The organism is Thermus sp. 2.9, from assembly GCF_000794385.1.
Lineage (GTDB): Bacteria > Deinococcota > Deinococci > Deinococcales > Thermaceae > Thermus > Thermus thalpophilus.
In genome coordinates this window covers 1-22,220 of record NZ_JTJB01000057.1, presented here as the reverse complement: position 1 = coordinate 22,220, position 22,220 = coordinate 1, and the positions used below count along the sequence as shown (strand labels likewise).

The 22,220-nt window shown below is 66.3% G+C and carries 17 protein-coding genes; 16 read left to right on the top strand and 1 reads right to left on the bottom strand.

The window, feature by feature from the left end; genetic code table 11:
- Position 1: 1 nt before the first annotated feature.
- The 5 genes from QT17_RS12630 (at position 2) to QT17_RS12610 (ending at position 5,458) form a co-directional block, all read left to right on the top strand.
- On the top strand, positions 2–2,113 hold the full coding sequence (locus tag QT17_RS12630) for a hypothetical protein (RefSeq protein WP_018112009.1): 2,112 nt from the start codon (positions 2–4) through the stop codon (positions 2,111–2,113).
- The gene (gene pelF / locus QT17_RS12625) at positions 2,094–3,515 is read left to right on the top strand and encodes a GT4 family glycosyltransferase PelF (RefSeq protein ID WP_052155220.1); all 1,422 of its coding nucleotides are present in this window, start codon (positions 2,094–2,096) and stop codon (positions 3,513–3,515) included. Before QT17_RS12630 ends, pelF begins: the two co-directional genes overlap by 20 nt.
- Positions 3,512–4,189 (top strand): hypothetical protein, encoded by a 678-nt coding sequence (locus QT17_RS12620; protein WP_039460528.1) that lies wholly within the window; start codon positions 3,512–3,514, stop codon positions 4,187–4,189. Before pelF ends, QT17_RS12620 begins: the two co-directional genes overlap by 4 nt.
- Before the next feature lie 110 nt (positions 4,190–4,299).
- Positions 4,300–4,776, top strand: coding sequence for a hypothetical protein (locus QT17_RS12615; RefSeq protein ID WP_152607421.1), 477 nt, complete (start codon positions 4,300–4,302; stop codon positions 4,774–4,776).
- Positions 4,757–5,458 (top strand): hypothetical protein, encoded by a 702-nt coding sequence (locus tag QT17_RS12610; protein WP_018112006.1) that lies wholly within the window; start codon positions 4,757–4,759, stop codon positions 5,456–5,458. The genes QT17_RS12615 and QT17_RS12610 overlap by 20 nt, the downstream gene beginning before the upstream one ends.
- On the opposite strand, the gene QT17_RS12605 is transcribed toward QT17_RS12610, so the two are convergent.
- The gene (locus tag QT17_RS12605) at positions 5,439–6,236 is read right to left on the bottom strand and encodes an endo alpha-1,4 polygalactosaminidase (protein WP_018112005.1); all 798 of its coding nucleotides are present in this window, start codon (positions 6,234–6,236) and stop codon (positions 5,439–5,441) included. The genes QT17_RS12610 and QT17_RS12605 overlap by 20 nt on opposite strands.
- 383 nt (positions 6,237–6,619) lie before the next feature.
- On the opposite strand from QT17_RS12605, the gene QT17_RS12600 reads away from it, so the two are divergent.
- The 11 genes from QT17_RS12600 to QT17_RS12550 all read left to right on the top strand — a co-directional run bounded on the left by QT17_RS12600 (position 6,620) and on the right by QT17_RS12550 (position 22,155).
- Complete coding sequence (locus QT17_RS12600; RefSeq protein ID WP_039460525.1) at positions 6,620–7,429, top strand: cyclase family protein; 810 nt, start codon at positions 6,620–6,622, stop codon at positions 7,427–7,429.
- Complete coding sequence (locus tag QT17_RS12595) at positions 7,423–7,971, top strand: peroxidase-related enzyme (protein WP_039460523.1); 549 nt, start codon at positions 7,423–7,425, stop codon at positions 7,969–7,971. The genes QT17_RS12600 and QT17_RS12595 overlap by 7 nt, the downstream gene beginning before the upstream one ends.
- A complete protein-coding gene (locus QT17_RS12590; protein WP_039460521.1) occupies positions 7,968–8,741 on the top strand; it encodes an ABC transporter ATP-binding protein in 774 nt (257 codons plus the stop codon). Before QT17_RS12595 ends, QT17_RS12590 begins: the two co-directional genes overlap by 4 nt.
- Positions 8,728–9,498, top strand: coding sequence for an ABC transporter permease (locus QT17_RS12585; RefSeq protein WP_039460520.1), 771 nt, complete (start codon positions 8,728–8,730; stop codon positions 9,496–9,498). The genes QT17_RS12590 and QT17_RS12585 overlap by 14 nt, the downstream gene beginning before the upstream one ends.
- A complete protein-coding gene (locus QT17_RS12580) occupies positions 9,495–10,484 on the top strand; it encodes an ABC transporter substrate-binding protein (protein WP_039460519.1) in 990 nt (329 codons plus the stop codon). The genes QT17_RS12585 and QT17_RS12580 overlap by 4 nt, the downstream gene beginning before the upstream one ends.
- A 22-nt stretch (positions 10,485–10,506) precedes the next feature.
- Positions 10,507–11,463, top strand: a complete 957-nt coding sequence (locus QT17_RS12575) for a TRAP transporter substrate-binding protein (RefSeq protein ID WP_039460517.1) — start codon at positions 10,507–10,509, stop codon at positions 11,461–11,463.
- Positions 11,460–11,921 carry a TRAP transporter small permease gene (locus tag QT17_RS12570; protein WP_039460515.1) on the top strand — a complete coding sequence of 154 codons (462 nt, stop codon included), beginning with the start codon at positions 11,460–11,462 and terminating at the stop codon, positions 11,919–11,921. The genes QT17_RS12575 and QT17_RS12570 overlap by 4 nt, the downstream gene beginning before the upstream one ends.
- On the top strand, positions 11,918–13,219 hold the full coding sequence (locus tag QT17_RS12565) for a TRAP transporter large permease (RefSeq protein WP_039460547.1): 1,302 nt from the start codon (positions 11,918–11,920) through the stop codon (positions 13,217–13,219). The genes QT17_RS12570 and QT17_RS12565 overlap by 4 nt, the downstream gene beginning before the upstream one ends.
- A gap of 163 nt (positions 13,220–13,382) precedes the next feature.
- On the top strand, positions 13,383–16,136 hold the full coding sequence (locus tag QT17_RS12560; RefSeq protein ID WP_039460514.1) for a helicase-related protein: 2,754 nt from the start codon (positions 13,383–13,385) through the stop codon (positions 16,134–16,136).
- A gap of 12 nt (positions 16,137–16,148) precedes the next feature.
- Entirely contained in the window at positions 16,149–20,153 is a 4,005-nt protein-coding gene (locus tag QT17_RS12555) for an N-6 DNA methylase (RefSeq protein WP_039460513.1), read from the top strand.
- A 187-nt stretch (positions 20,154–20,340) separates the two neighbouring features.
- Entirely contained in the window at positions 20,341–22,155 is a 1,815-nt protein-coding gene (locus tag QT17_RS12550; protein WP_152607420.1) for a hypothetical protein, read from the top strand.
- The last annotated feature ends 65 nt before the right edge of the window (positions 22,156–22,220 follow it).

The following is a 22,220-nucleotide window of genomic DNA, read 5'->3' as shown; positions in this document are numbered from 1 at the left end:
CATGCGCCGCCTCGCCCTCCTTGCCCTCCTCCTCGCCGCCTGCAGCTTCCAAGGCCCGTCCTCCCAGGCACCCAAGGTGCAGGTGAAGGGCCCGCCCCTCGCCCCCCCGGCCTTGCCGGTGCTTCCAAGCCGCCCCTTGCCGGCCCTCGAGGGGCCCGTACCCCTCACGCTTCCCCTAAGGCCCCAGGCCCTTCCCGGGGCCAAGTACGAGGCCCGCATCCTGGTCCTGACCACCTCCACCGACCCCGAGCAAGCCCCCCACTTCGCCGCCGCCCAAGACATCCTGGAAACGTTTCTCATCCCCTACGAGGTGGTGAACGTGAGCCAGACGCCCTTCAGCCAGGTCCCCCTCACCAACCCCGACGGCACCGGGCGCTTCCAAGGGGTGATCCTGGCGGAGGGCCAGCTGGCCACCTGGTCCGACTCGGGACCCACCTACCACATGTCCGCGGACGACTGGAACCGCCTTTGGGCCTACGAGCGGGATTACGGCGTTCGGGAACTCGTCCTCTACACCTATCCCGGAACCTACCCCGAGGACCACTGCCTGAGCAACGTGGCCGGCTTCTTAACCCCAAGCCCCGCAGCCTACGACCCAAACGGCATAGACCTCGCCACGCAAAGCTACCCCCTCACCTTGACGCAAGAAGGCCAAACCCTCTTCCCGGACCTCACGGGCACCCTGCCCCTCCGGCACGCCTATGCCTACAAGGCGACGCTAAGCGGCACGTGCGCCGCCACCCCCCTTCTCACGGACGCCGATGGCAACCTCTTCGGCATCGTGCGCGCCACTGCTGACGGGCGGGAGCAACTCGTCCTCACCTTTGACCAAAGCCCCTACCTCGTCCACACCTGGCTCCTCGCCCCCGGGCTCATCCGCTGGCTCACCCGAGGGGTGTACGTGGGGGAGTACAGCCGCTACCTCAGGGTAGACGTGGACGACTGGTTCCTCTCCACCGAGGTCTCTGGGGATAGCTCCGGGGTGGGGAACACCCTCACCTTCCGCCTCAGCGGGGCCGAGGCCCAGGCCGTCGCCGCCAAGCAGGCGATCCTCCGCCAAACCTACCCCGTGGCTCAGGCCTTCACCCTGGACCTGGCTTTTAACGGCTGTGGGGCCGTCTTGGACCCCAACCCCAACGACAACCAAGACCCCTGCGACCCGTCCGAAACCCTGGCGCAAGAGCCCCTGAACTTGGCGGACGACCTGGTCCAGGCCAGCCAGGCCCTAAAGGACACCTTCCGCTTTTACAACCACTCCTACACCCACTGGGACATGGACTTCACCGACCTGGCCCAGGCGGAGCGCGAGATCGCCGAGAACAACCGGGTGGCGAGCCTCCTCGGCCTCCGCTACGAGCACACCGTGTTCAAAAGCGGCCAGTACTCCGGCTTTGGCTGGAAGGGACAAAACCCCTACGACTTCCCCCGCACGGACAACGGCCTTGGGGCCTCTAACCCCTTCTTCCTCCAGGCCCTTGCGGAGTACAAGGTGCGCTTCGCCAAGATCAACTGGTCGGTGGATAGCCAAAAGCCCCCCTGCCGCACCTGCGCCTACCCCCACCCCCTCGCCCCCGGGCTTTACCTGGTGGCGGACCGGCCCACTAACGTCTTTTACAACGTCACCACGGCGCAGGAAGCCCTAGCCGCCTACAACAGCGTTTATGGCCCGGGCGGCACTGACCCCTACTGGCCCCGCGACCTGACCTACGCGGAATACCTGCAGCAGGAAACGAACCTGGCGCTCTGGCACCTTTTCACCGACGGGGGAAGCCACTACTTCCACCAGGCCAACCTCCATGAGTACGCCCCGGGCAAGAACCTGGTCTTTGACTGGGTGGAAACCCTTGTGGCCAAGTACGCCACCTACACCGCCCTCCCCCTTCTCTCCCCCACCTGGGGGGAGTACGGGGAGCACGCCCTGAAGCGCTACCGCCACTACGAGGCGGTGCGGACGGGAAGCGTGAAGGCCCTGATTGACCCGGCCGCCCGCACCCTCACCCTCCAGGGCAAGCCCGTCTGGGTGACAGGCGTCCAAGGCCCCGCCTGCGAAGCCTACGCTGGCGTGAACCGCTGCTTTGTCGGAACGGGCACCTATGCCTTCCAAACGCCTTAGGGTTCTTTTCATCACCGAAGGGACCTACCCCTACGCCGTGGGCGGGGTAAGCCGCTGGTGCGAGCAGCTCCTTTTCGGCCTGGAAGGGGCCTTCACGGTGCTCGCCCTTTGGGGACCCCAGCAGACCAAGCCGGTCCTGCCCCTGCCTCCCGGCACCCCCTTGCGGACCCTTCACCTCTTCCGCCCGCCCCGGTCCTTCCCCTTCTCCCCCGCTCCCTTGCACGCCCTTCTTCCCGCCTTGGAAAAGCTCTTCTCCTTTCTGGAACTTGACCTCGCCAGCTTCCAAGAGGGGCTTTGGGAGCTTTTCCTTCTGCGCAAGCGCCACCTTCACGACCTCTTCCTCCATCCCAAGGTCCAAGGGCTCCTCAGCCAACGCCTCAGCCTCCTCCTTGGCCGCCCCCCCACCTTGGGGGAGGGGCTTGCCGTCTTGCACTGGCTGCGCGCCACCCTGCTTCCCCTCCTGGCTTTAGACCCCATTCCCGAGGTGGACCTGGTGCATGCCACCAGCGGGGGCCTGGCGGTCATTCCCGCTTGGCTCGTATCCCGGCACCTGGGGGTGCCCTTCCTCCTCACGGAGCACGGGGTTTTCCTGCGGGAGCGGTACCTGGCCTTCTCGGAAACCAACCCCTCTCCGGCGGAGCGCCTGGTCCAGGCCCGCTTCTACCACCTCACGAGCCGCTTGGCCTACCAGAAGGCCGATTTCATCACCACGGTGAGCCGCTTCAACCTGCGTTGGGAGGTGGAGCTGGGGGCTGACCCCAAGCGCATCCGGGTGGTGGCCAACGGCATAGATCCCGCCCAGTTCCCCGAGGCGCCTCCCCGCCTGGAAGGCCCCCCCACCGCCGTCTGGGTGGGGCGGATTGACCCCTTGAAGGACCTCCTCACCCTGGTGGAAGCCTTCGGCAGGGTGCGGGAGGCGTCGCCGGAGGCCCGGCTCCTCCTCTTCGGCCCCGTGCCTCGAGGCAACGAGGGCTACGCCGCCAGCGTCAGGGCCCACGTGGAAGAGCTCGGCCTGGGAGCGAACGTGCGCTTCATGGGCCCGGCGAGCCCCGTGTACCAGGCTTACCGCCAGGGATGGGTGGGGGTTCTTTCCAGCATCTCCGAGGGCTTCCCCTACACGGTCATTGAAAACATGGCGGTGGGCCGCACCCTGGTGGGTACCCGGGTGGGAAGCGTGGGGGAAGTCTTGGAGGGGGTGGGCGAGGTGGTGCCCGCCATGGATCCCGAGGCGTTGGCGGAAGCCCTCTTAGGGTTTCTACAAAATCCCGAGCGGTGCCTGGAATTGGGCCAAAAGGCTCGGGAAAAGGTGCTCTCCCTTTACACCCTGGAGCGAATGCTGCGAGAGTTTTCCGCCATTTACGAGGGTCTAGCCCTGCGCAGGGCGGTGGAGGTGCCGGAGTGAGCGCCCGAGGAGAGTACCGCCCCCCCACCTTCCCACCCCCTCGTGCCCAAGCACTTCAGGACCTGGCCCGCACCCTCCAAGACCTCCTCGCCCAAGCGAGCGACCCCTACGAGCTTGCCGCCCACCTTGAGGTGTTGGGCTACAACCGCTACCGCGTGGAACGGCTCTTTGGGCTTACGAGCACCTTTGCCCTGGCCCAAGCCCTCTTCGCCCTGGCCCAGCGCGATTTTCGCCCCCGGGCAAAGGCCCCTAGGCCGCAAGGGGGCCTGGGGTTGCGGCACCTGGCGGTGGCCCTCACCCTGCTGGGTACCCTGGTGGCTTTTCAAGGCGCGGGGGAGGTGGGGTGGCTTCCCGCCCTTTTCCTCCTGGTCTGGAGCCAGCTCGCCGCCCGGGGAGCCCTTAAGGCGGCGGTGGAGCTCGGCCCAGGCGAGATCCCAAGCGTCCACACCGCCTTTGCCTGGCTGGGGGTCGTGGGCGTTTCCCTCACCGCCCCTTGGGATTTAGGCCCGGCCGCCTCCTGGAGCGTGGGCGTGGCCTGGGTGGCGGTAGGGGTCTTGACGCTTAAGGGCCTCGAGGGCAAGGCCACAGGGGTTGCCGCCGGCTTCCTCTTGGGGGCAATCGTACTCCGGATGGTGGGAACTTCTCCCCTTTGGGTGGGGCTTTTTCCCCCCTAACCTTCCTCCTTCGGGAAGTGGGGCTGCCCAAAGCGCACGGCCTCTTGTTCTTGTACCACGCCGCTCTAACCGAATGGGTCTACGCCGCATACGGCTTGGGGCAAGGCCTCGTGCTCTGGCGCCTCGTGGAAGGAGCAGGACAAGGGGCGCTTTTGGGCCTAGCCGCTTACCTGCTCGCCGCTTTGCTGATAGAGATGCGCCTGGCCGCCTTCGTGCAGGCCTTGGGCCAAACCCTTTGGCAAAAGGCGAGCCCGGAATCCCTCGTTCTTGCCATCCAACGCGCCTTCTGGACCTACGCCCTCACCGCCTCGGTCCCCACCTTGGTCCTTCTGCTGGCGCTTCCCTGGTCGGACGTTTACGGAAAGGCGCTCCTCGGCTTTGGCTTCTTGGGCTTCACGAGCGCCGTGGCCTTGGGCCTAAACGCTCTGGGGGGCATCCGGGCCAGCGCCTTCGCCTTGCTGGCAAGCGCCCTCCTCCTCCACCTGACGGAAAACCCCTTGATCCTGGGGGCCGTGGGGCTTTCCCTCCTCCTCTACTTCCTGGAGTACTTGCGCCACCCGGAGCGCTATGGCGTCTACCTTCTTTAAGCCCCTCGCCTTTTACTACGGCCAAGGAAGGCTTGCCGAGCTTCGGGCCTTCCGCCGCGTGGTCCTGCAGCCTTGGGCCTACACCCCAGAGGAGCTAGCGGCCCTAGCCCCCACCGAGCCCCTGGCCTACCTGAGCCTCGGGGAGGACCCGGGCCCCGAGGCGCCCTGGCAGCGGGGCCTGAACCCCCTTTGGAACACGAGGCTCGTGGACCCCACCCACCCAGCCTGGGTGGCCAAGGTGGTGGAAAGCGCCTTGCTTTACTTGGCCCGAGGCTTTCGCGGCCTCTTCCTAGACACCCTGGACCAAGGGGCGGCCACGAACCGGGAAGGCACCCTACGCCTTCTCTTGGAAATCCGCAGGGCGGTGGGGCCCTGCTTCCTCCTCGCCAACCGCGGCTTCGCCCTCCTGCCCCACCTGGCGGAACTCGTGGACGGCATCGTCTTTGAAGCCTTCTCCACCACGTGGGAAGGGGGCGGAAAGCCCCTTCCCCGGCCTGCCCTCCGCGCCAACGCCCGCTGGGCCCTGGTCCTTACCCAATACCCCTGGGAGCGGTACAGCCTAGACTACGCCCCAGACCCTAGGCTCGCCCGCTTCGCAAGGAAGCGGGCCCTGGCCTACGGGCTAACGCCGGTCCTCGCCCAGGAACGGTACCTTTTGAGCCTCACGGACACAAGGGGCTAATCCGATCCAAGTCCACCACGGTCACGTACGGCACAAACCTCTCCGCACGGGACTTCTCGCACGCCGCCCGCACGTTTTCCGGCCGGGTGGCGTAGTCCACCGTGAGAACCAGCTTGCCCGCATCCCGGATGGCGCGGGCGTGGGCGAGGCGTTCTTGGCAACCCGAGTCCGTACAGGGTTTGTCGGTGGCGTAGAAGAAGAGCTCCTCGAGGCCAATCCCATCTATGGCCGAGAGATATCCCGGCCGCATCCTGAGTTCCGGGGCGTTTTGGGGAAAGACCCAAAAGTCGGGCCTTTTGGCCTTGACATACTGGCTGATCCGCCCCAGGAGGGCCACCATCTTGGCCGCCAAGCTATCCCGGGTTTCTCCCGGGACCAAATTTAGGCTGATCCCCTCGTAGGCATCCACCAGGTCCAGGTAGATCCCTTTAAACCCCGCCGCAAAGGCCTTGTCCAGCCTAGGCCGCACCACTAGGTTCCACCAGCGCTCGTCCCAGTACTTGGCATACCACTCCCCACTCCAGCCTGGCACCGAGTTCAGGAGTAGATCGGGCGCATCCTTTTGGACCACCGAATACTCCGGCCGGTAGTTTTCCATCCCCCCGATCTCCATGTAGGCCAAGACGGGTTTTCCCTCGAGGGCGGCAAGATCATCGCCCGACCAAGGCGTCGCCCCGTCCTTGGTGAGGTCAATCACGTAAAGGTCGGCGGCTGCGGCTCCCAAGGCGGCGAGCCCCGAGGCCGGATAGCCCGTGAGCTGGTAGATCCAAGTACGCACGCTCGGCGCAGGACCAGGCGCAGGAGGTGGGCTTCCAGGAGGCTCAGGGGCCTCGCCCGTCCCGCGACAAGCGGCGAGGGCGAGGAGCAACAAGGTCAGCCAGAAGACCCCCCGTCCCCACCGCCTAAACCCCCCCTGGGGAAACCCCCATCGCCCCATTTGCTCTATGCTACCGCCCGTTCCTGAGCGCAGGGTGTTGGTTTCATGAGGGCCCACCCTTACGCATGCGGAGGTCCCCCGAAGGTTCAGGTGGTCATGGAATAGGGGTGAATTCCGCACTGCACCAGGCTCGGTCGGGGAAAGCGGGTAAAGGACAGGCCGGCAAGCCCTTGCCTACCTTTGCCGCCCCGTGGTAAGTTTATACGGCAAGAAAGGAGGCCAGCATGTGCGCGCCCTTGGTGATGGAAGAGGTGGCCCGCGCCCTTTCCCGCAGGGCTTTCCTGGGGATGGGCCTCGGGCTTTTGGCGGGTAAGGCCTTGGCGCAGGCGGAGGTCCAGGGCAAGGCCTTCAGCAAGGCGGTGGACCTCACCCACGAGCTCTCCCCGGAGATCCCCCTGTTTCCCGGGGCCGAGCCCATGCGCATCACCACCCTGGTTACGGTGCGGCAAAACGGCTACTACGGGAACCGCCTGGACCTTTGGGAGCACTCGGGCACCCACATGGACGCCCCCGCCCACTTCGCCGAAGGGGGCCTCACCGCCGAGAAGCTCCCCGTGGCCAGCCTCATCGCCCCCCTGGCGGTGATCCACATCCACGAGCGGGCGGCCAAGGATCCTGACGCCCAGGTCACCGTGGACGACATCCTGGCCTACGAGCGCCAGCACGGCCGCCTGCCCAAGGGGGCCTTCGTGGCCATGCACTCGGGCTGGGAGGCCCGCTGGCGCAACCCCAAGGCCTTCCTCAACCAGGACGCCTCCGGCACCCTCCACTTCCCCGGCTTCTCCCCCGAGGCGGCGGAGTTCCTGGTGCGGGAGCGGGAGATCGTGGGGGTGGGGGTGGACACCCTCTCCCTGGACCACGGCCCTTCCAAGGACTTCAAGGCCCACGTCACCCTTCTTGGAGCGGGGAAGTACGGGCTGGAAAACCTGGCGAACCTGGCCCAGGTACCCCCCGCCGGGGCCCTCCTCTTCGTGGGCGGGCCCAAGCACCAGAAGGCCTCCGGCGGCCCGGTGCGGGCGGTGGCGGTATGGTGATCTCCTGGCTCCGGGTGCCCGAGGAGGAGGAGCTCCCCGAAGCGGTGCGGGCGCTTTTCCAGGAGTTCCGGGAGCGGACGGGCTTCGTCCCCAACGTGGCCCGGGCCTTCGCCCTAAGCCCCCGCTTCCCCCTTTGGTTCCGCTACTACCACGCCCTCATGCGGGAAGAGGGCCTCCTCACCCGGGAGGAGCGGGAGGCCATGGCCATCGCCATTAGCGGGGAGAACCGCTGCGAGTACTGCGTGGCGAGCCACAAGCGCTACCTCAAGGACCTCACGGGGGACTGGCGGCTTTCCGAGGTCCTGGCCGCCAATCCCCGCCGGGCGGAGCTTCCCCCCAGGATGCGGGCCCTGGTGGACTTCGCCCTGAAGGTGACCCATCGGCACCACGAGATGACGGAGGAGGACCTGAGGCCCTTAAGGGAGGCGGGGCTTTCGGACGAGGCCATCCTCGAGGCCGCCGAGGTGGCCGCCATGTTCAACTTCACCAACCGCCTCCTGAACGCCCTGGGCATCCGGCCCAACCCCGAGTACTACCCATGAGCCTGCTGGAGTTCCGCCAGGTTTCCGTGGCCTTTGGGGACTACGTGGCGGTGGAGGGGGTTACCCTCCGCCTCGCCCCGGGGGAGTTCGTGAGCCTGGTGGGACCCACGGGGTGCGGCAAGAGCACCCTCCTCAACGTGGCGGCGGGCCTCCTTGCCCCAAGCCGGGGGGAGGTCCTCCTGGAGGGGAAGCCCCTCAAGGGCCTCAACCCCCTGGCGGGCTACCTCTTCCAGCAGGACGCCATCCTGCCCTGGAAGACCGCCCTGGACAACGTGGCCCTTCCCCTGGTCTTCCGCGGCCTCCCCTGGCCCGAGGCCCGGCGGCGGGCCATGGCCTGGCTGGAGAAGGTGGGGCTTGGGCGCTTCCCCCGCCACTTTCCCCATCAGCTTTCGGGGGGGATGCGCAAACGGGTGGGGTTAGCCCAGGTCCTCATCGCCGGCCCCAAGCTCCTCCTCATGGACGAGCCCTTCTCGGCCCTGGACGTGCAGACCAGGCAGCTCATGGAAAACGAGCTCCTGCGGCTATGGCAGGAGGACCGCAAGACGGTGCTCTTCGTCACCCACGACCTCGAGGAGGCCATCGCCCTCTCCGATCGGGTGGTGGTCCTTTCCGCCGGGCCCCGCTCCCGGCCCATCGGGGAGTTTCCCATTCCCCTCCCCCGGCCCCGGGACGTGGCGGAGGTCCGGCTCACCCCGGAGTTCCTGCGGCTCCACCGGGAGATCTGGGAGCTCCTCAGGGGGGAGGTGATGCGGGCCCATGCCGGGGCTTAGGGCGAGGCTTTGGCAGGCGGGGCTCCTTTTGGGCTTCCTGCTCCTTTGGGAGTGGGCCTCGAGGACCGGCCGCATCGACCCCTTCTTCTTCTCCGTCCCCTCGGAGATCGCCAAACGGGTCTGGCGCTGGTTCGCCACCGGGGAGGTCTACCCCCACCTTTACGTGACCACCGCGGAGATGCTCCTGGCCTTCGCCATCGGCACCCTCCTTGGGGTGGTCTTCGGGCTTTGGCTCGCCCTGGCCCCCGGCGTGGCGGCGGTGCTGGACCCCTATGTGAAGGCCCTGAACGCCATCCCCCGGGTGGTCCTCGCCCCCATCTTCACCCTCTGGTTCGGCCTCGGCCTCCTCTCCAAGGTGGCCCTGGGGGTGACCCTGGTCTTCTTCGTGGCCTTCTTCAACACCTACCAAGGGGTAAAGGAGGTGAGCCCCATCGTCCTGCAGAACGCCCGCCTCCTCGGGGCGCGCCGCCGCCACCTCCTGGCCCACGTCTACCTGCCGGCGGCGGCGAGCTGGATCTTCAGCTCCCTAAGGACCTCCATCGGCTTCGCCGTCATCGGGGCGGTGGTGGGGGAGTACCTGGGGAGCGCCGCCGGGCTCGGCTACCTCATCGCCCAGGCGGAAGGGGTCTTTGACACCACGGGGGTCTTCGCCGGGATGGCGGTCCTCATGGCCTTCGTCCTGGCGCTGGACGCCCTGGTGGGCGCCCTGGAGCGCAGGCTCCTGGTGTGGCGCCCTAAGGAAGGAGGAGGAAGATGAAGCGGTTTTGGGTGTGGACGCTCTTGGTGCTCTTGGCCTTCAGCCTTGCCCAGAAGCGGGTGGTCCTGGGGGTGGGGGGCAAGACCGCCGTGGTCTACCTCCCCCTCACCGTGGTGGAGCGCCTCGGCTACTTCAAGGACGAGGGCCTAGACGTGGTGATCCAGGACCTCCAAGCGGGCTCCCGGGCCCTTCAGGCCCTCATCGGGGGGAGCGTGGAGGTGGTCATGGGCTACTACGACCACACGATTCAGATGCAGGCCCAGGGCCGGGACATCGTGGCCTTCGTGGAGGTGGGGCGCTACCCCGCCATCGTCCTCGGGGTGCGGACCGACCTGGCCGACCAGGTGAAGACGGTGGCCGACCTCAAAGGGCGCCGGGTGGGGGTCACCGCCCCCGGCTCCTCCACCCACTTCTTCCTCAACTACCTGCTGGTCAAAAACGGCCTTAAGCCCACGGACGTGGCGGTGGTGGGGGTGTCCGTGGGGGCGCAGGCGGTGGCCGCCGTGCAGAACAAGCAGGTGGAGGCCATCTCCAACGTGGAGCCCGCCATCACCCTCCTGGAGGAGCGGGGCCTCATCAAGGTTCTGGCGGACACCCGCACCACCAAGGGAACCCGGGAGGTCCTGGGCGGGGAGTACCCGGCCGCGGTCCTCTACACCACCCGGGCCTGGCTGGAGCGGAACCCCGACACGGCCCAGCGCCTGGTGAACGCCATGGTGCGGGGCCTGCGTTGGATGCAGGGCAAGTCCCCCGAGGAAATCGCCGCCATCCTGCCCGAGGAGTACTTCCTGGGGGATAAGGCCCTCTACCTGAAGGTGCTTCGGAACTCCCTGGAAAGCTTCTCCCCCACGGGGCGCTTCAGCGACACCGCTCCCTTGAGGCCCCTCACCGTGCTCTCCGCCTTTGACCCCAACGTAGCCCGGGCGCGGATAGACCTCAAACGCACCTACACCAACGCCTTCGTGGACCAGGTGCCCAAGCGGTGAACAGGAAGGGAGGTGAGTAGCGATGCGAAAGGCGCTGTTCGCCCTGGTAGCCCTTTCCCTCACGGTCCAGGCCCAGACCTGGAACATGGCCACCCCCTATCCCCCGGCCAACTTCCACACCCAGAACATCCTCCAGTTCGCCAAGGAAGTGGAGGAGGCCACGGGGGGGCGGGTCAAGGTCACCGTCCACCCCGGGGGGTCCCTCTTCCCCCACCCCCAGATCCTCCCGGCGGTGCGCAACGGGCAGGTCCAGCTGGGGGAGGTCCTCATGTCCCTCTTGGCCAACGAGAACCCCCTCTTCAACCTGGACTCCATCCCCTTCGTGGCCACGAGCTACGAAGAGGCGCGGCGGCTTTACCAGGCCCAGCGCCCCGAGGTGGAGCGGTGGCTCGCCCAGCGGGGGGTGGTCTTCCTCTACGCCGTCCCCTGGCCGCCCCAGGGCCTTTACACCAAGCGCCCGGTGAACTCGGCCCAAGACCTTAAAGGGATGCGCTTCCGCGCCTACAACCCCGCCACCGCCCGGCTGGCGGAGCTTTTGGGCATGACCCCGGTGCAGGTGGAGGCGGCGGACATCCCCCAGGCCTTCGCCACCGGGATCGTGGAGGCCATGGTCACCTCCCCCGTCACCGGCGTGGACAGCCAGGCCTGGGACTTCGCCCGCTACTTCTACGACGTGAAGGCCTGGATCCCCAAGAACATGGTGGTGATCGGGCGCAGGGCCTTTGAGGGCCTCTCCCCGAATGACCGCGAGGCCCTCTTACAGGCGGCAAGGCGAGCGGAGGAGCGGGGCTGGCAGCTCAGCCAAGAGCAGGAGGAGAAGGCCCTAAAGACCCTGGCGAGCCGGGGGATGCAGGTGGTGAAGCCTTCGCCTCAGCTCCTGACCGAACTCAAAAAGGTGGGCCAGACCATGGTCTTGGAGTGGCAACGCCAGGCGGGGGCCACGGGGATCAAGGTCTACCGCCAGTACTTGGGGCGATGAACCTCCTCTTCCGCTTGGCCGAGGTCCTGGCGGCCCTCATGGCCCTCTTCATCCTCCTCGTCATCCTGGCCCAGGTGGTGGGGCGCTTTCTCGGCTTCGTAGTCCCCTCGGCCTTGGAGCTCGCCGGCTTCGCCACGGCGGGGCTCATCTTCCTGGGCCTCGCCCCCACCCTGCGGGCCGGGGGGCACATCCGGGTGGGGCTTCTCCCGAAGCGGCTTCCCCCGGGACCGAGGAGGGCCCTCGAGGCGCTTTCCCTCCTCCTTGGCCTTGGGGGAAGCCTCTACGCCACCTACCACGCTTGGGCCCGGGTGCTGGAAAGCCACCGCTACGGGGACCTGGCCCCGGGGCTCCTGCCCCTCCCCCTTTGGATCCCGCAAAGCTTTCTCGCCCTGGGGCTTAGCTTCTTCAGCTTGGCCCTCCTGGAGGCCTTCGGGCGGACGGTAAGGGGGTGGCGGTGAACCTCCTCGAGGCCAGCCTGGTCCTCATCCTCGCCCTCTTCGCCCTCTTGGGCCTGGGGGTCTACGTGGGCCTCGCCCTTCTTCTGGTGGGCCTTTTGGCCCTGGCCCTCTACACCACCGCCCCCCTGGGCCCCAACCTGGCCACGGCCCTCTGGACCGCCACCTCGGGCTGGAGCCTGGCCGCCTTGCCCCTTTTTGTGTGGCTCGGGGAGGTCCTCTACCGCTCCCGCCTGGCCCAGGGGCTCTTCCAGGGGCTCGCCCCCCTCCTCTCCCGGCTTCCCGGGGGGCTTCTCCACGTGAACGTGGTGGCGAGCGCCCTCTTCGCCGCCGTGATCGGCTCCTCCGCCGCCACCACCGCCACCGTGGGCCGCTTCACCCTGCCGGAGCTCCTACGGCGGGGCTACCCCAAGGCCCTGGCCCTGGGCTCCTTAGCCGGGGCGGGTACTTTGGGCTTCCTCATCCCCCCCAGCATCGTCATGATCGTCTACGGGGTCATGGCCGAGGTGTCGGTGGCCCGGCTCTTCATGGCCGGGGTGGTGCCGGGGGTGGTCCTCACCCTCCTCTTCATGCTCCTCCTGGCCTTCCTCGCCTTTCTCAGGCGGGACGAGCTGCCAAAAGAGGCGGTCAAGCCCCTGGGGGAGGCCCTTCGGGACTTCCTTGGGGTCCTCCCTGTGCTCCTCCTCATCCTCCTGGTCCTGGGCTCCATCTACCTCGGCGTGGCCACCCCCACGGAGGCGGCGGCCATCGGGGTGGCGGGGGCCTTTCTCCTCGCCGCCCTAAACCGCGAGCTCTCCCCCACGCTCTTCTGGGAGAGCCTCCTGGGGGCGGTGCGCACCACCAGCATGATCGGCCTCATCCTGGCGGGGGCAGGGGTGCTCACCCTGGCCATGGGCTTCACCGGCATCCCCCGGGCCCTCGCCACCTGGGCGGTGGAGGCGGGGATCAGCCCCTTGGCCCTCATCTTCTTCCTCAGCCTGGTGTACATCGTCTTGGGGTGTTTCCTGGATGGTATCTCCATCGTGGTCCTCACCATCAGCGTGATCCTCCCCGTGGTGAAGGCCATCGGGGTGGACCCCCTGTGGTTTGGCGTCTACCTGGTGCTCATGGTGGAGCTGGCCCAGATCACCCCTCCCGTGGGCTTCAACCTCTTCGTCCTCCAGTCCCTCACCGGGGAGGAGCTCTTCCAGATCGCCCGCTACGCCTTGCCCTTCATGGGCGTCCTCCTCCTCATGGTGGCCCTACTGGTGGCCTTCCCGGGGCTCGCCACCTGGCTTCCCCGCACCATGACGGGGGGTTAGCCCAGAAGTGTCGCTTTTTGTGGAAGCCTGGCCCACAAGGTACTAGGATTTAGAACATGGCTGGACGGGCCAGAACGCCATCCCCCTCCTGGGTTGGCTGGCATGGGGCGCTTTACCGTGCCCCCAAGGCGCTTTCCCATCCCCTACCCAAAGGAGGGCCAACGTGAACCCAGTGGACTCCTTCCAACCCGGGACCTTGTTTCGGGCTCGAGGCCGCGACTACCGCCTGGAACGCCGGCACGGGGACGTGCTCTTTGCCCGCGCCGTGGACACCGATGAGGAAGCCCTCTTCTACCTCCCGCTGGAAGGGGAAGCCCTCCAACTCACCTCCTTGGGGCTTCCCCCCACCACCCCTGGGGATCCCGCCCTGCACGACCTGCTCCTCCGGGCCCTAGAGCTTTCCACCCTCCACGCCGACGCCCCCTTCCTGGCCCTGCAGCGCTCGCGGGTGGTCCCCGCCAACTACCAGCTCGTGCCCTTGCTCATGGCGCTGAGGCTGCCGGAGGTGCGCCTCCTGATCGCCGACGACGTGGGCTTAGGCAAAACCGTGGAGGCGGGCCTCATCGTGAAGGAGCTCCTTCTGCGGAACAAGGCCCGACGGGTCTTGGTCCTGGCCCCAGCCCACCTCCTCGCCCAGTGGCAAGAGGCGCTCCGCCGCTTCTTCCACTTGGAGTTTGAAATCCTATCCGGGCCCAACCTGAAGCGCCTCACCCGCACCCTCCCCCCGGGAGCAAACCCCTGGGCCCACTTTGACCGGGTCATCGCCAGCGTGGACTACGCCAAACAGGACGAGGTCCGGAACCTGGTCCTCTTGCAAGACTGGGACCTCCTTTTGGTGGACGAAGCCCACATGGCCGCCCGCCCCCCCACGGAAAAGGGCAAGCAGATGGAGCGCTACCGCCTGGTACGGGAGCTTTCCCGCCGGGTGCCCCACCTCCTCCTCCTCACCGCCACGCCCCACAACGGCTACACGGAAAGCTTCTATAGCCTCCTGGAACACCTGGACGCCCGGGGGTTGGGGCTTTTCAAAGGGGGAAGCCTGGACCGGGAAGCGGCCAAGAAGCACGTGGTGCAGCGCCGCCGAAAGGACGTGGAAGAGTGGTTCCGCAAGGAAGGCAAAAAAAGCCCCTTCCCGGAGCGGGACACCAAGGAGGTGGCGGTGGAGCCCAACCGCGCCGAGCTGGAACTCTTTGAGGCGGTGCGCCGCTACCAAGCGGAGGTTTACGACCCCGACCCGGCCAAGGTGCCCGTTCTCGGGCGCTGGCTCGCCATGCACCTGATGCGCCGCGCCACCAGTTCCCCCCGGGCGTTGCAAAGGAGTTTGGAACGGCGTAAGGCCCTCCTGGAAAGCGTCCTGGCCGGGGGAATGGACGCCACCGCCGACGAGGTGGCGGCCCTGTTTGACACCGCGCCGGAGCGCTTGCTGCCCGAGGAAGCGGAGGCCAGCCTGGAACTTAGCTTGGCGGACCAAGCCCGAGCCCAGGCAGAAAAGGGCTACCTCGAGGCCCTCCTCCGCCACTTGAAGACCTGGCGCAAAGACAGCAAACTGGAGGTCCTACGGGAAATGCTCCAGGACCCGCTACGGCTCGGGAAGGGCCGGACCCTGATCTTCACCCGCTACCGGGACACCCTGGAATACTTGGTGGAAAAGCTTCGGGAGACCATTCCCCAACCCGTCTTCGCCGTGCACGGGGAGATGGATGAGGAAGAACGCAACGAGGTGCTCCAGGCCTTCGCCAAGGAGCAGGTGGGGGTTTTGGTGGCCACGGATGTGTTCTCCGAAGGCCTCAACCTGCAGCACTACGCGGCCCAGCTGGTCCACTACGACCTGCCGTGGAACCCCAACCGCCTGGAGCAGCGCAACGGGCGGATTGACCGCTTCGGTCAACCCGAGCCCGTGGTCCGCATCCGGACCCTCTACTATGAACGCTCCTTTGACGTGGCCGTCTTCCGCCTCCTCCTGGAAAAGGCGGAGCGCATCCGCAAGGAACTGGGGGTGGTACCCGCCTTCTTCGGGGAAGAGGCTTACCTGCGGCGCCGCCTCGAGGCCCTGTGGTCCCAGGACTGGCGGGGCGAACGGCGGCTGCAAACCCCCCTTTTCGCCGAGGAAGAGGCCACAGAGCTGCAGGCGGCAAAGAAGGCCATCCAGGAAGGCTTCTACGGCCACAGCGAGTTTAGCCTCCCCGACGTGGAGCGCCGCCTTCAAGAAGCCCTGGAACGGGCCGGGAGTCCCCAGGTCTTGCAAGCCTTCGTCCTGGACGGGCTCCGCTACCTGGGCTGGCGCGTGGAGGGGGAAGACCCCTACACCGCCACCCGGGGCACGGGGGAAGCGGTGCCCGGGTTGCCCAACGCCTTTGGCCCCTTCAGCTTCCATCCGGAAGCGCCCCTGGGGGTGGAGGTGCTGGACCTCTCCCATCCCCTGGTGGAGCACCTGATAGCCCACCTGCGCTACCGGGCCTACCGGGACCTGGACGGGGCCCGCACCGCCCTCATGGCCTTTCCCGGCCCCCTGGGTACCCCCCCTGTCGCCCTTTACCACTACCGGGCCCGCTTCGCCGGACCGGGCGGCGAGGTGCTGGAAACCCTGGTGCGCCGGGCGGTGCGCCTTTTGGATCTAAGCGAACTCCCCCCCGAGGAGGCGGAAGCCCTTTGGCGCGCCCGGCTCAAGGCACGCCCCCTCGCCCAGGACCAGGCCAAGGCTTTGGCCGAGCGGGCCCTCAAGGCTCCCCTGGAGGAGTTAGGGAAGCGGGGAGCCGAGGAAGCCTTGGCCCGGGTAAAGGCCGAACGAACGGCCCTAAAGCGGGACCTAGAACGGGCCTACGGCGTCCTGCCCCAGGCCTTCCAAGCCCTAGACCAGCTGGAGGTCTTGGGCTCCGAGCTGCTCGCCATCACCCTCTTGGCCCCTGTGCCGAGCTAAAGGAGGTTGTGGGTGTTCCACGCCATACGCGTTTCCGGCGGCCTCTTCACCGAGGAGTTCTTGCAAAGCCTGACCCGCCTCGAGGCCCTCAAGGAGCTCGCCCTGACCCCTGAGGAGGTGCGGCACCGCTTCTACGCCCTGCTGAGCCTCTACGAGCGCCAGCCGCCCTTATCCCAACTTAGGGACACCTCCCGGGCCCGGGAGTCCTGGCTTCTGCCCTTCTTCCGCGCCCTGGGCTTCCAGCCCGTCTTCAACCGAAGCCACCTTGCGGCGGGGGACCAGTCCTTCCCCATCAGCCACCGGGGCTGGGACGGGGAGGATGCCCCACCCTTGCACCTGGTGGCCACCGAGCTAGACCTACGGCCAAGCCGCAGGGAAAAGAGCCCGCAGGCCCTTTTGCAGACCTACCTCAACCTGCACCCCACGCAAAGCTGGGGCATCCTGGCGGCCCCCTGGGAGGTGCGGCTTTTGCGGAAGTATTACCACGTCTCCCTTCCGGGGTACGTGGCCTTCAACCTGGTGGAGCTCTTTGAGGCCCCTCGGGAACAAGCCCTCAAGGAGTTCCAAATCCTCCTCCTTCTCCTCTCCCCTAGCCGCTTCCAAAAAGGTAACGGCGAGAATACCCCCCTGGACCTTTACTACGAAGCGGCCCGCCAAAGCGGCATCAAGGCCCGCGACGCCTTGCGCAAGGGGGTGGTGGAGGCCCTCGAGGTCCTGGGCAACGCCTTCCTCACCGAGGACCTGCGGCGAAAGCTCCAAGACCCCGAGCACCTCAGGGCCTACCACGAGGAGCTCCTCCGCCTCGTCTACCGCCTCCTCTTCCTCCTCTACGCCGAAAGCCGCGACCTCATCCCCCACGGGGGGGAGCTTTCCTGGGTCTACGAGCGGGAGTACGGCGTGAGCGCCCTCAGGGAAAAGGCCTCCCGCCAGGACCTCTTGGTGGCGTACGAAGACCGCCACACCGACCTCTGGGAAAAGCTCCTCGCCACCTTCCGCCTCGTCTACCGGGGGGACGAACGCCTGGGCGTGCCCGCCCTGAACGGGGAGCTCTTCGCCCCGGAGGGGCTTCCCCTCCTCACGGGGGGCGTCCTGGACCCCGGGGAGCGGGCCCTCCATCCTGACCTCCCCCGGCCCAAGAACGGCGAGCTCCTCCGGGCCATCCGCCTCCTCACCCACGTGGAGCGGGAAGGGGCCCTGGAGCGCATCAACTACCGGGACCTCGAGGTGGAGGAGATCGGCCACGTCTACGAGGGCATCCTCTCCCTGGCCCCCAGGATGGTGGACGGGCGCTACACCCTGGAGGGCCACCTCCTGGAGCGCAAGGCCTCGGGAAGCTACTACACCCCGCGGGAGCTCGTCCAGCTGGTCCTGCAGGAAAGCCTCGTCCCCGTGGTGGAGGCCCGCCTCCGGGAGGCCGGGGAGGACCCCAAAAAGCAGGAAGAGGCCCTCCTCTCCCTCAAGGTGTTGGACCCGGCCATGGGAAGCGGGGCCTTTCTCATCTCGGCCCTGGAGTACCTGGCGGAGAAGCTTCTGGAGGTGCGGGGCCAGGGGAAGGACGACCTGGAGGCCCTCTACGCCGCCCGCCACCTGGTGGCCTCCCGGTGCCTCTACGGGGTGGACCTGAACCCCATGGCGGTGGAACTCGCCAAGCTCGCCCTCTGGGTGGCCTCCGCCGCCAAGGGCAAGCCCCTCTCCTTCCTGGACCACCACCTGAAGGTGGGGAACTCCCTGGTGGGGGCCCCGGAGGACTTCCTGGCGCGGGGCATCCCCAAGGAGGCCTACGACCGGGAGGGCGTGCCCAAGGAGGTGCGCAAGGGGCTCAGCTTCGGCCCCGGGGCGGGAAGCCTCCTCTTCCCCCTCCTCAAACCCCCCTTCCTGGACTTTGAGGAGGAGAACGCGGCCCAGGTGGAGGAGAAGCGGGCGCGCTACCGGGCGTGGCGGGAGAGCGAGGAGGTGCGGAAGTGGGAGCTTTTGGCCGACTACTGGACCGCCGCCTTCTTCCTCCGGCCCACCCCCGGGGTGCGCCTCCCCGACGCCCAGGGCCTCAACTGGCTCGCCCAGCAGATGGGGGCTTCCCTCGCCCAGTGGGAGGGAAGCTCCTACCTCTCCCCGCCCACCCGCCACGCTATAGAGGCCGCCAAGCGCCGCCACCGCTTCTTCCACTGGTGGCTGGAGTTTCGCGATGTCTTCCAGAAGGGCGGGTTTGACGTGGTGCTGGGGAACCCGCCGTGGGAGAAGCTGAAGCTCCAGGACAAGGAGTTCTTCGCCGACAAGGCCCCTGAGATCGCCCAGGCGGAGAACGCCGCCAAGCGCAAGCGCCTCATCCAGGCCCTAAAAGAGAAAAACCCCGAGCTTTTCCGGGCCTACCAGGAGGCCCTGGCCGAGGCCGAGGCGGTCTCGGGGTTCGTGCGCCACTCAGGGCGCTTTCCCCTCACCGCCCGAGGGGACGTGAACACCTATCCCCTCTTCGCCGAGCTGGCCCGCGCCCTCCGGGCCCCCCAGGGAAGGGCGGGCCTCGTCCTGCCCACGGGCATCGCCACGGACGACTCCAACAAGGAGTTCTTCGCCCAGGTGGTGGAGCGGGGGGAGCTTGCGGCGCTCTACGACTTTGAGAACCGGGAGGGCCTCTTTCCCGGGGTACACCGCTCTTACAAGTTCACCGTCTTCGCCCTCAAGCCCCCGGGGAAGGAGCCCGCCCGCCTCGCCTTCTTCCTCACCCGCCCCGAGGACCTGGAGGACGCTGCCCGGGTCTTCTCCCTGGCCCCCGAGGACTTCGCCCTCCTCAACCCCAACACCAAGACCTGCCCCGTCTTCCGCACCCGGCAGGACGCCGAGCTCACCCGGGCGGTCTACCGGAGGGTGCCCGTCCTGTGGCGGGAGGGGCTTGAAGAGAACCCCTGGGGGGTGCGGTTCCTGGCGCTCTTTCACATGTCCAACGACGCCCACCTCTTCCGCACCCAGGAAGCCCTTCTGGCCCAAGGCTTCCGCCTGGTGGGGAACCGCTTCGTGCGGGGCGAGGAGGTCTACCTGCCCCTCTACGAGGCCAAGATGATTTGGCACTACGACCACCGCTTCGCCACCTACGAGGGGGAAGACACCCGGGACCTCACCCCTGAAGAGCACCAAGACCCCACCCGCCTGCCCCTGCCCCGCTACTTTGTGGCGGCTCAAGAGGTGGAGGGGCGCCTCGAGGTCAGGGACAGGCAGGGAAATGTGATATGGCGGTGGGAGCGCCCTTGGTCCATGGGGTGGCGGGATATTACCAATGCCACTAACGAGCGCACCCTAATCGCCTCCGTGTACCCGCGCGTGGGTGCAGGGGATACCTTCTTGCAGATGCTTCCTTCTTGCCTTGCCCCGGAAGCTCTTCTCCTACTGGGCTCCCTCAACGCCTTGGTGGTGGACTACGCCACCCGGCAAAAAATCGGCGGAACCCATCTTAAATACCACGTGGTGAAGCAACTCCCCATCCTCCCCCCCGACCGCTACACGGAAGAAGACCTCCGCTTCATCGTCCCCCGCGTCCTGGAACTCACCTACACCGCCTGGGACCTGGCGCCTTTCGCCCAGGAAGTCTGGGAGGAAGCGGACGAGGGCCTCCGGGAAGCCATCGGGCGCTGGCGGGAAAAGGCCAAAACCCACCCAGACGAACCCCCCGAGTGGTTAGAGGGCCCCTACCCTTTCCCGCCCTTCCGCTGGGACGAGGAGCGGCGGGCCATCCTCCGGGCCGAGCTTGACGCCTACTACGCCAGGCTCTACGGCCTGAACCGCAAGCAACTCCGCTACATCCTGGACCCCAAGGACCTCACGCCAAAGGAGCTCGCCGACATCCTGTCGGATTACGAGGAGGTGGAAGACCCCCTGGAGGAGCGCCACTACCAGAAGCGCCACCGAGCCAGCGCCTTCCCCGGGGAAACCTTCCGGGTACTCAGGGAAAAGGAGATCAAGCGCTACGGCGAGTACCGCACCCGGAGGCTCGTGCTGGAAGCTTGGGAACGGCTATCCAAAGAGGAGTGAACCTATGCGTACCGCGGCACCATGGAGCGCAAGCCCCCTTTACGTGAACCTTTTTCCCCTTAAAGTGGACCCGGCTAATGGACGCGTTTTTCGCTATGTACACAGAAACCCTGAGGGGTTTATAGCGTACCTTCGTAGTCAAGGTTGGTACGCACAAATCGTGAGACAGGAGGTTTGGGTCTTCGCTTTGGAGCGCCCCGAGGTCGCTGCCAAGTACCTAGGGGATGCTCCCGCAAGCTCCACCCGGGAACGCACCCTAGCGCTCAACAGCCACATTAACCGCATCCTTAAACAAAACGGCTTTTACCGCGCGGGAAGCTTGTGGGTAGATCCGGAAGACTGGGTACGCATTGAAGGCTTTCTGCTTTCTGGCCCCCATCAGGGCAAGCCATTTCCCATTCGGCAACATCAGGCCTATTCCATAGAAGCCATTTGCTTGGACGGGATCTTTTACGCTTTGGTGGACCTTTCCAAGCAAGTTCTCAGCGATCTGCCCCTTGGCGCTCTGGACAAGGGGGTTATGAGCACCTTAGAGGCGGCCGCCCCTAGACATCGTCTTAAGGCAGTAGAGCTTGCCACGGGCAAATCCACCGATTGGAAAGAAGCCGGGCCCAAAGCCCATCTGCTTCTCCATCCTGGACACCTAAGCCAACTCGGCATTACAGGGAAGCAAGGCGGCTTTCGTTCTTCCTTGCAAGAGGCTTTTGAGGCGAGCCAGTTTGACTTTGCGGATCTCCTGAGGAAGGTGGGCTCTTTTAAAGACTTCCTCGTACCCGAGCCCCTCGCCGTTCCTACAGATGCTCTATTTCGGGTGGAGGGCCGAGGCCTACGCATGGCCAAAGGCATGGCTGCGGAACCGAAGGAGGTGCGACGCTTGGGCTTTCTGAGCGCCCCCCAAAGCCTATATATTCGCCCCGTCTTTCCCGAGGGAGTTAACGGGGAGGTTACCTCGGTTACCCAATATGAACCCAGCACCCATATAGAGATCCAAGAACGGGGCAGGCCCCCGCAACGCTCGGGCAAACTGGCGCACACCCTTAAGCACAGCTATAACCCCAGATGGCTTTTGCTTTACCACCTGGTGCCGCGCTCGGATTTAGAGAAGTCGCAAAAAGGTAAGGAAATCCTGGCCCACTTTACGCCCGCCAATGGGGAGAATTCCCTCCAACAAGAACTGGAGCGACTGGGTGTGAAGCTCCAACTCCTCCTCCCCGCCATTCGGTACGCTCCTCTAACTGGAGAGGTGGCCCGTGGTGCACCCTCAGAAGCGACAACGCTGGAGAAAGGTGCGCAGCCCCAGATCAACCTGATCCTGGCTCCGGCCGAAGTGAGAAGCGAAGCTTTAAAGCGCCTCATCCAGAGCTTGAAGAGCCTTTTCCCTAACTCCAAAGGCCAGGTGGTGCAGCCTAAAACGCTCATGGGGACTCCGCCAAACATACATTCCCTTGCGTACGACCTCCTGGTCAGACTCTGCAACGCTGTCCCCTATGCCTTGGCCTGTCTTGACCACCCCATCCTTGGCCTACGAACCAGTCGCGACGAAGGCTATCTTTGGCGCCTTCTAAGCCCCGAGGGTTTTGTCCTCGCCAAGGGGAGCGGTTTGCCCAAGACCGAGGAACTCCCCCACCGTTTGGTGATTCACTTCCTCGGGAGTGGCCAGGCGCTGGACAACATCCTCTCTTGGACCCACCACCCTGTGGTGTGGATAGAACGAACCAACCTACGCTTCTCCCACAAAAAGCTTCCCCTCGGGACCTATTTTCTCGCCTCTTCGGAGATGGCGTATCTCCTCGTTCATCCTGGTCATCCGGGATGGCCTCGAGCCTTGCGGATACAGGTGGCCCAGGGCGATCTACCGCTTGAGCAAGCGGTGGCTCAGGTCTACTGGCTCAGCAAGCCCGCAGGGGGGCTTTACCACCCGGGGACGGTCCCTCTAAGTGTGGCAGACGAGACGGAGTGGGATAAACTGCGTCACCCGGGCACCCATAAGGTGGGGGACTAAGTGCCAAAGCAGCCTCTGGCCACTTTTTGCGGGGATCTCTACGCTTTGCTGGTCAGCATGCCTCC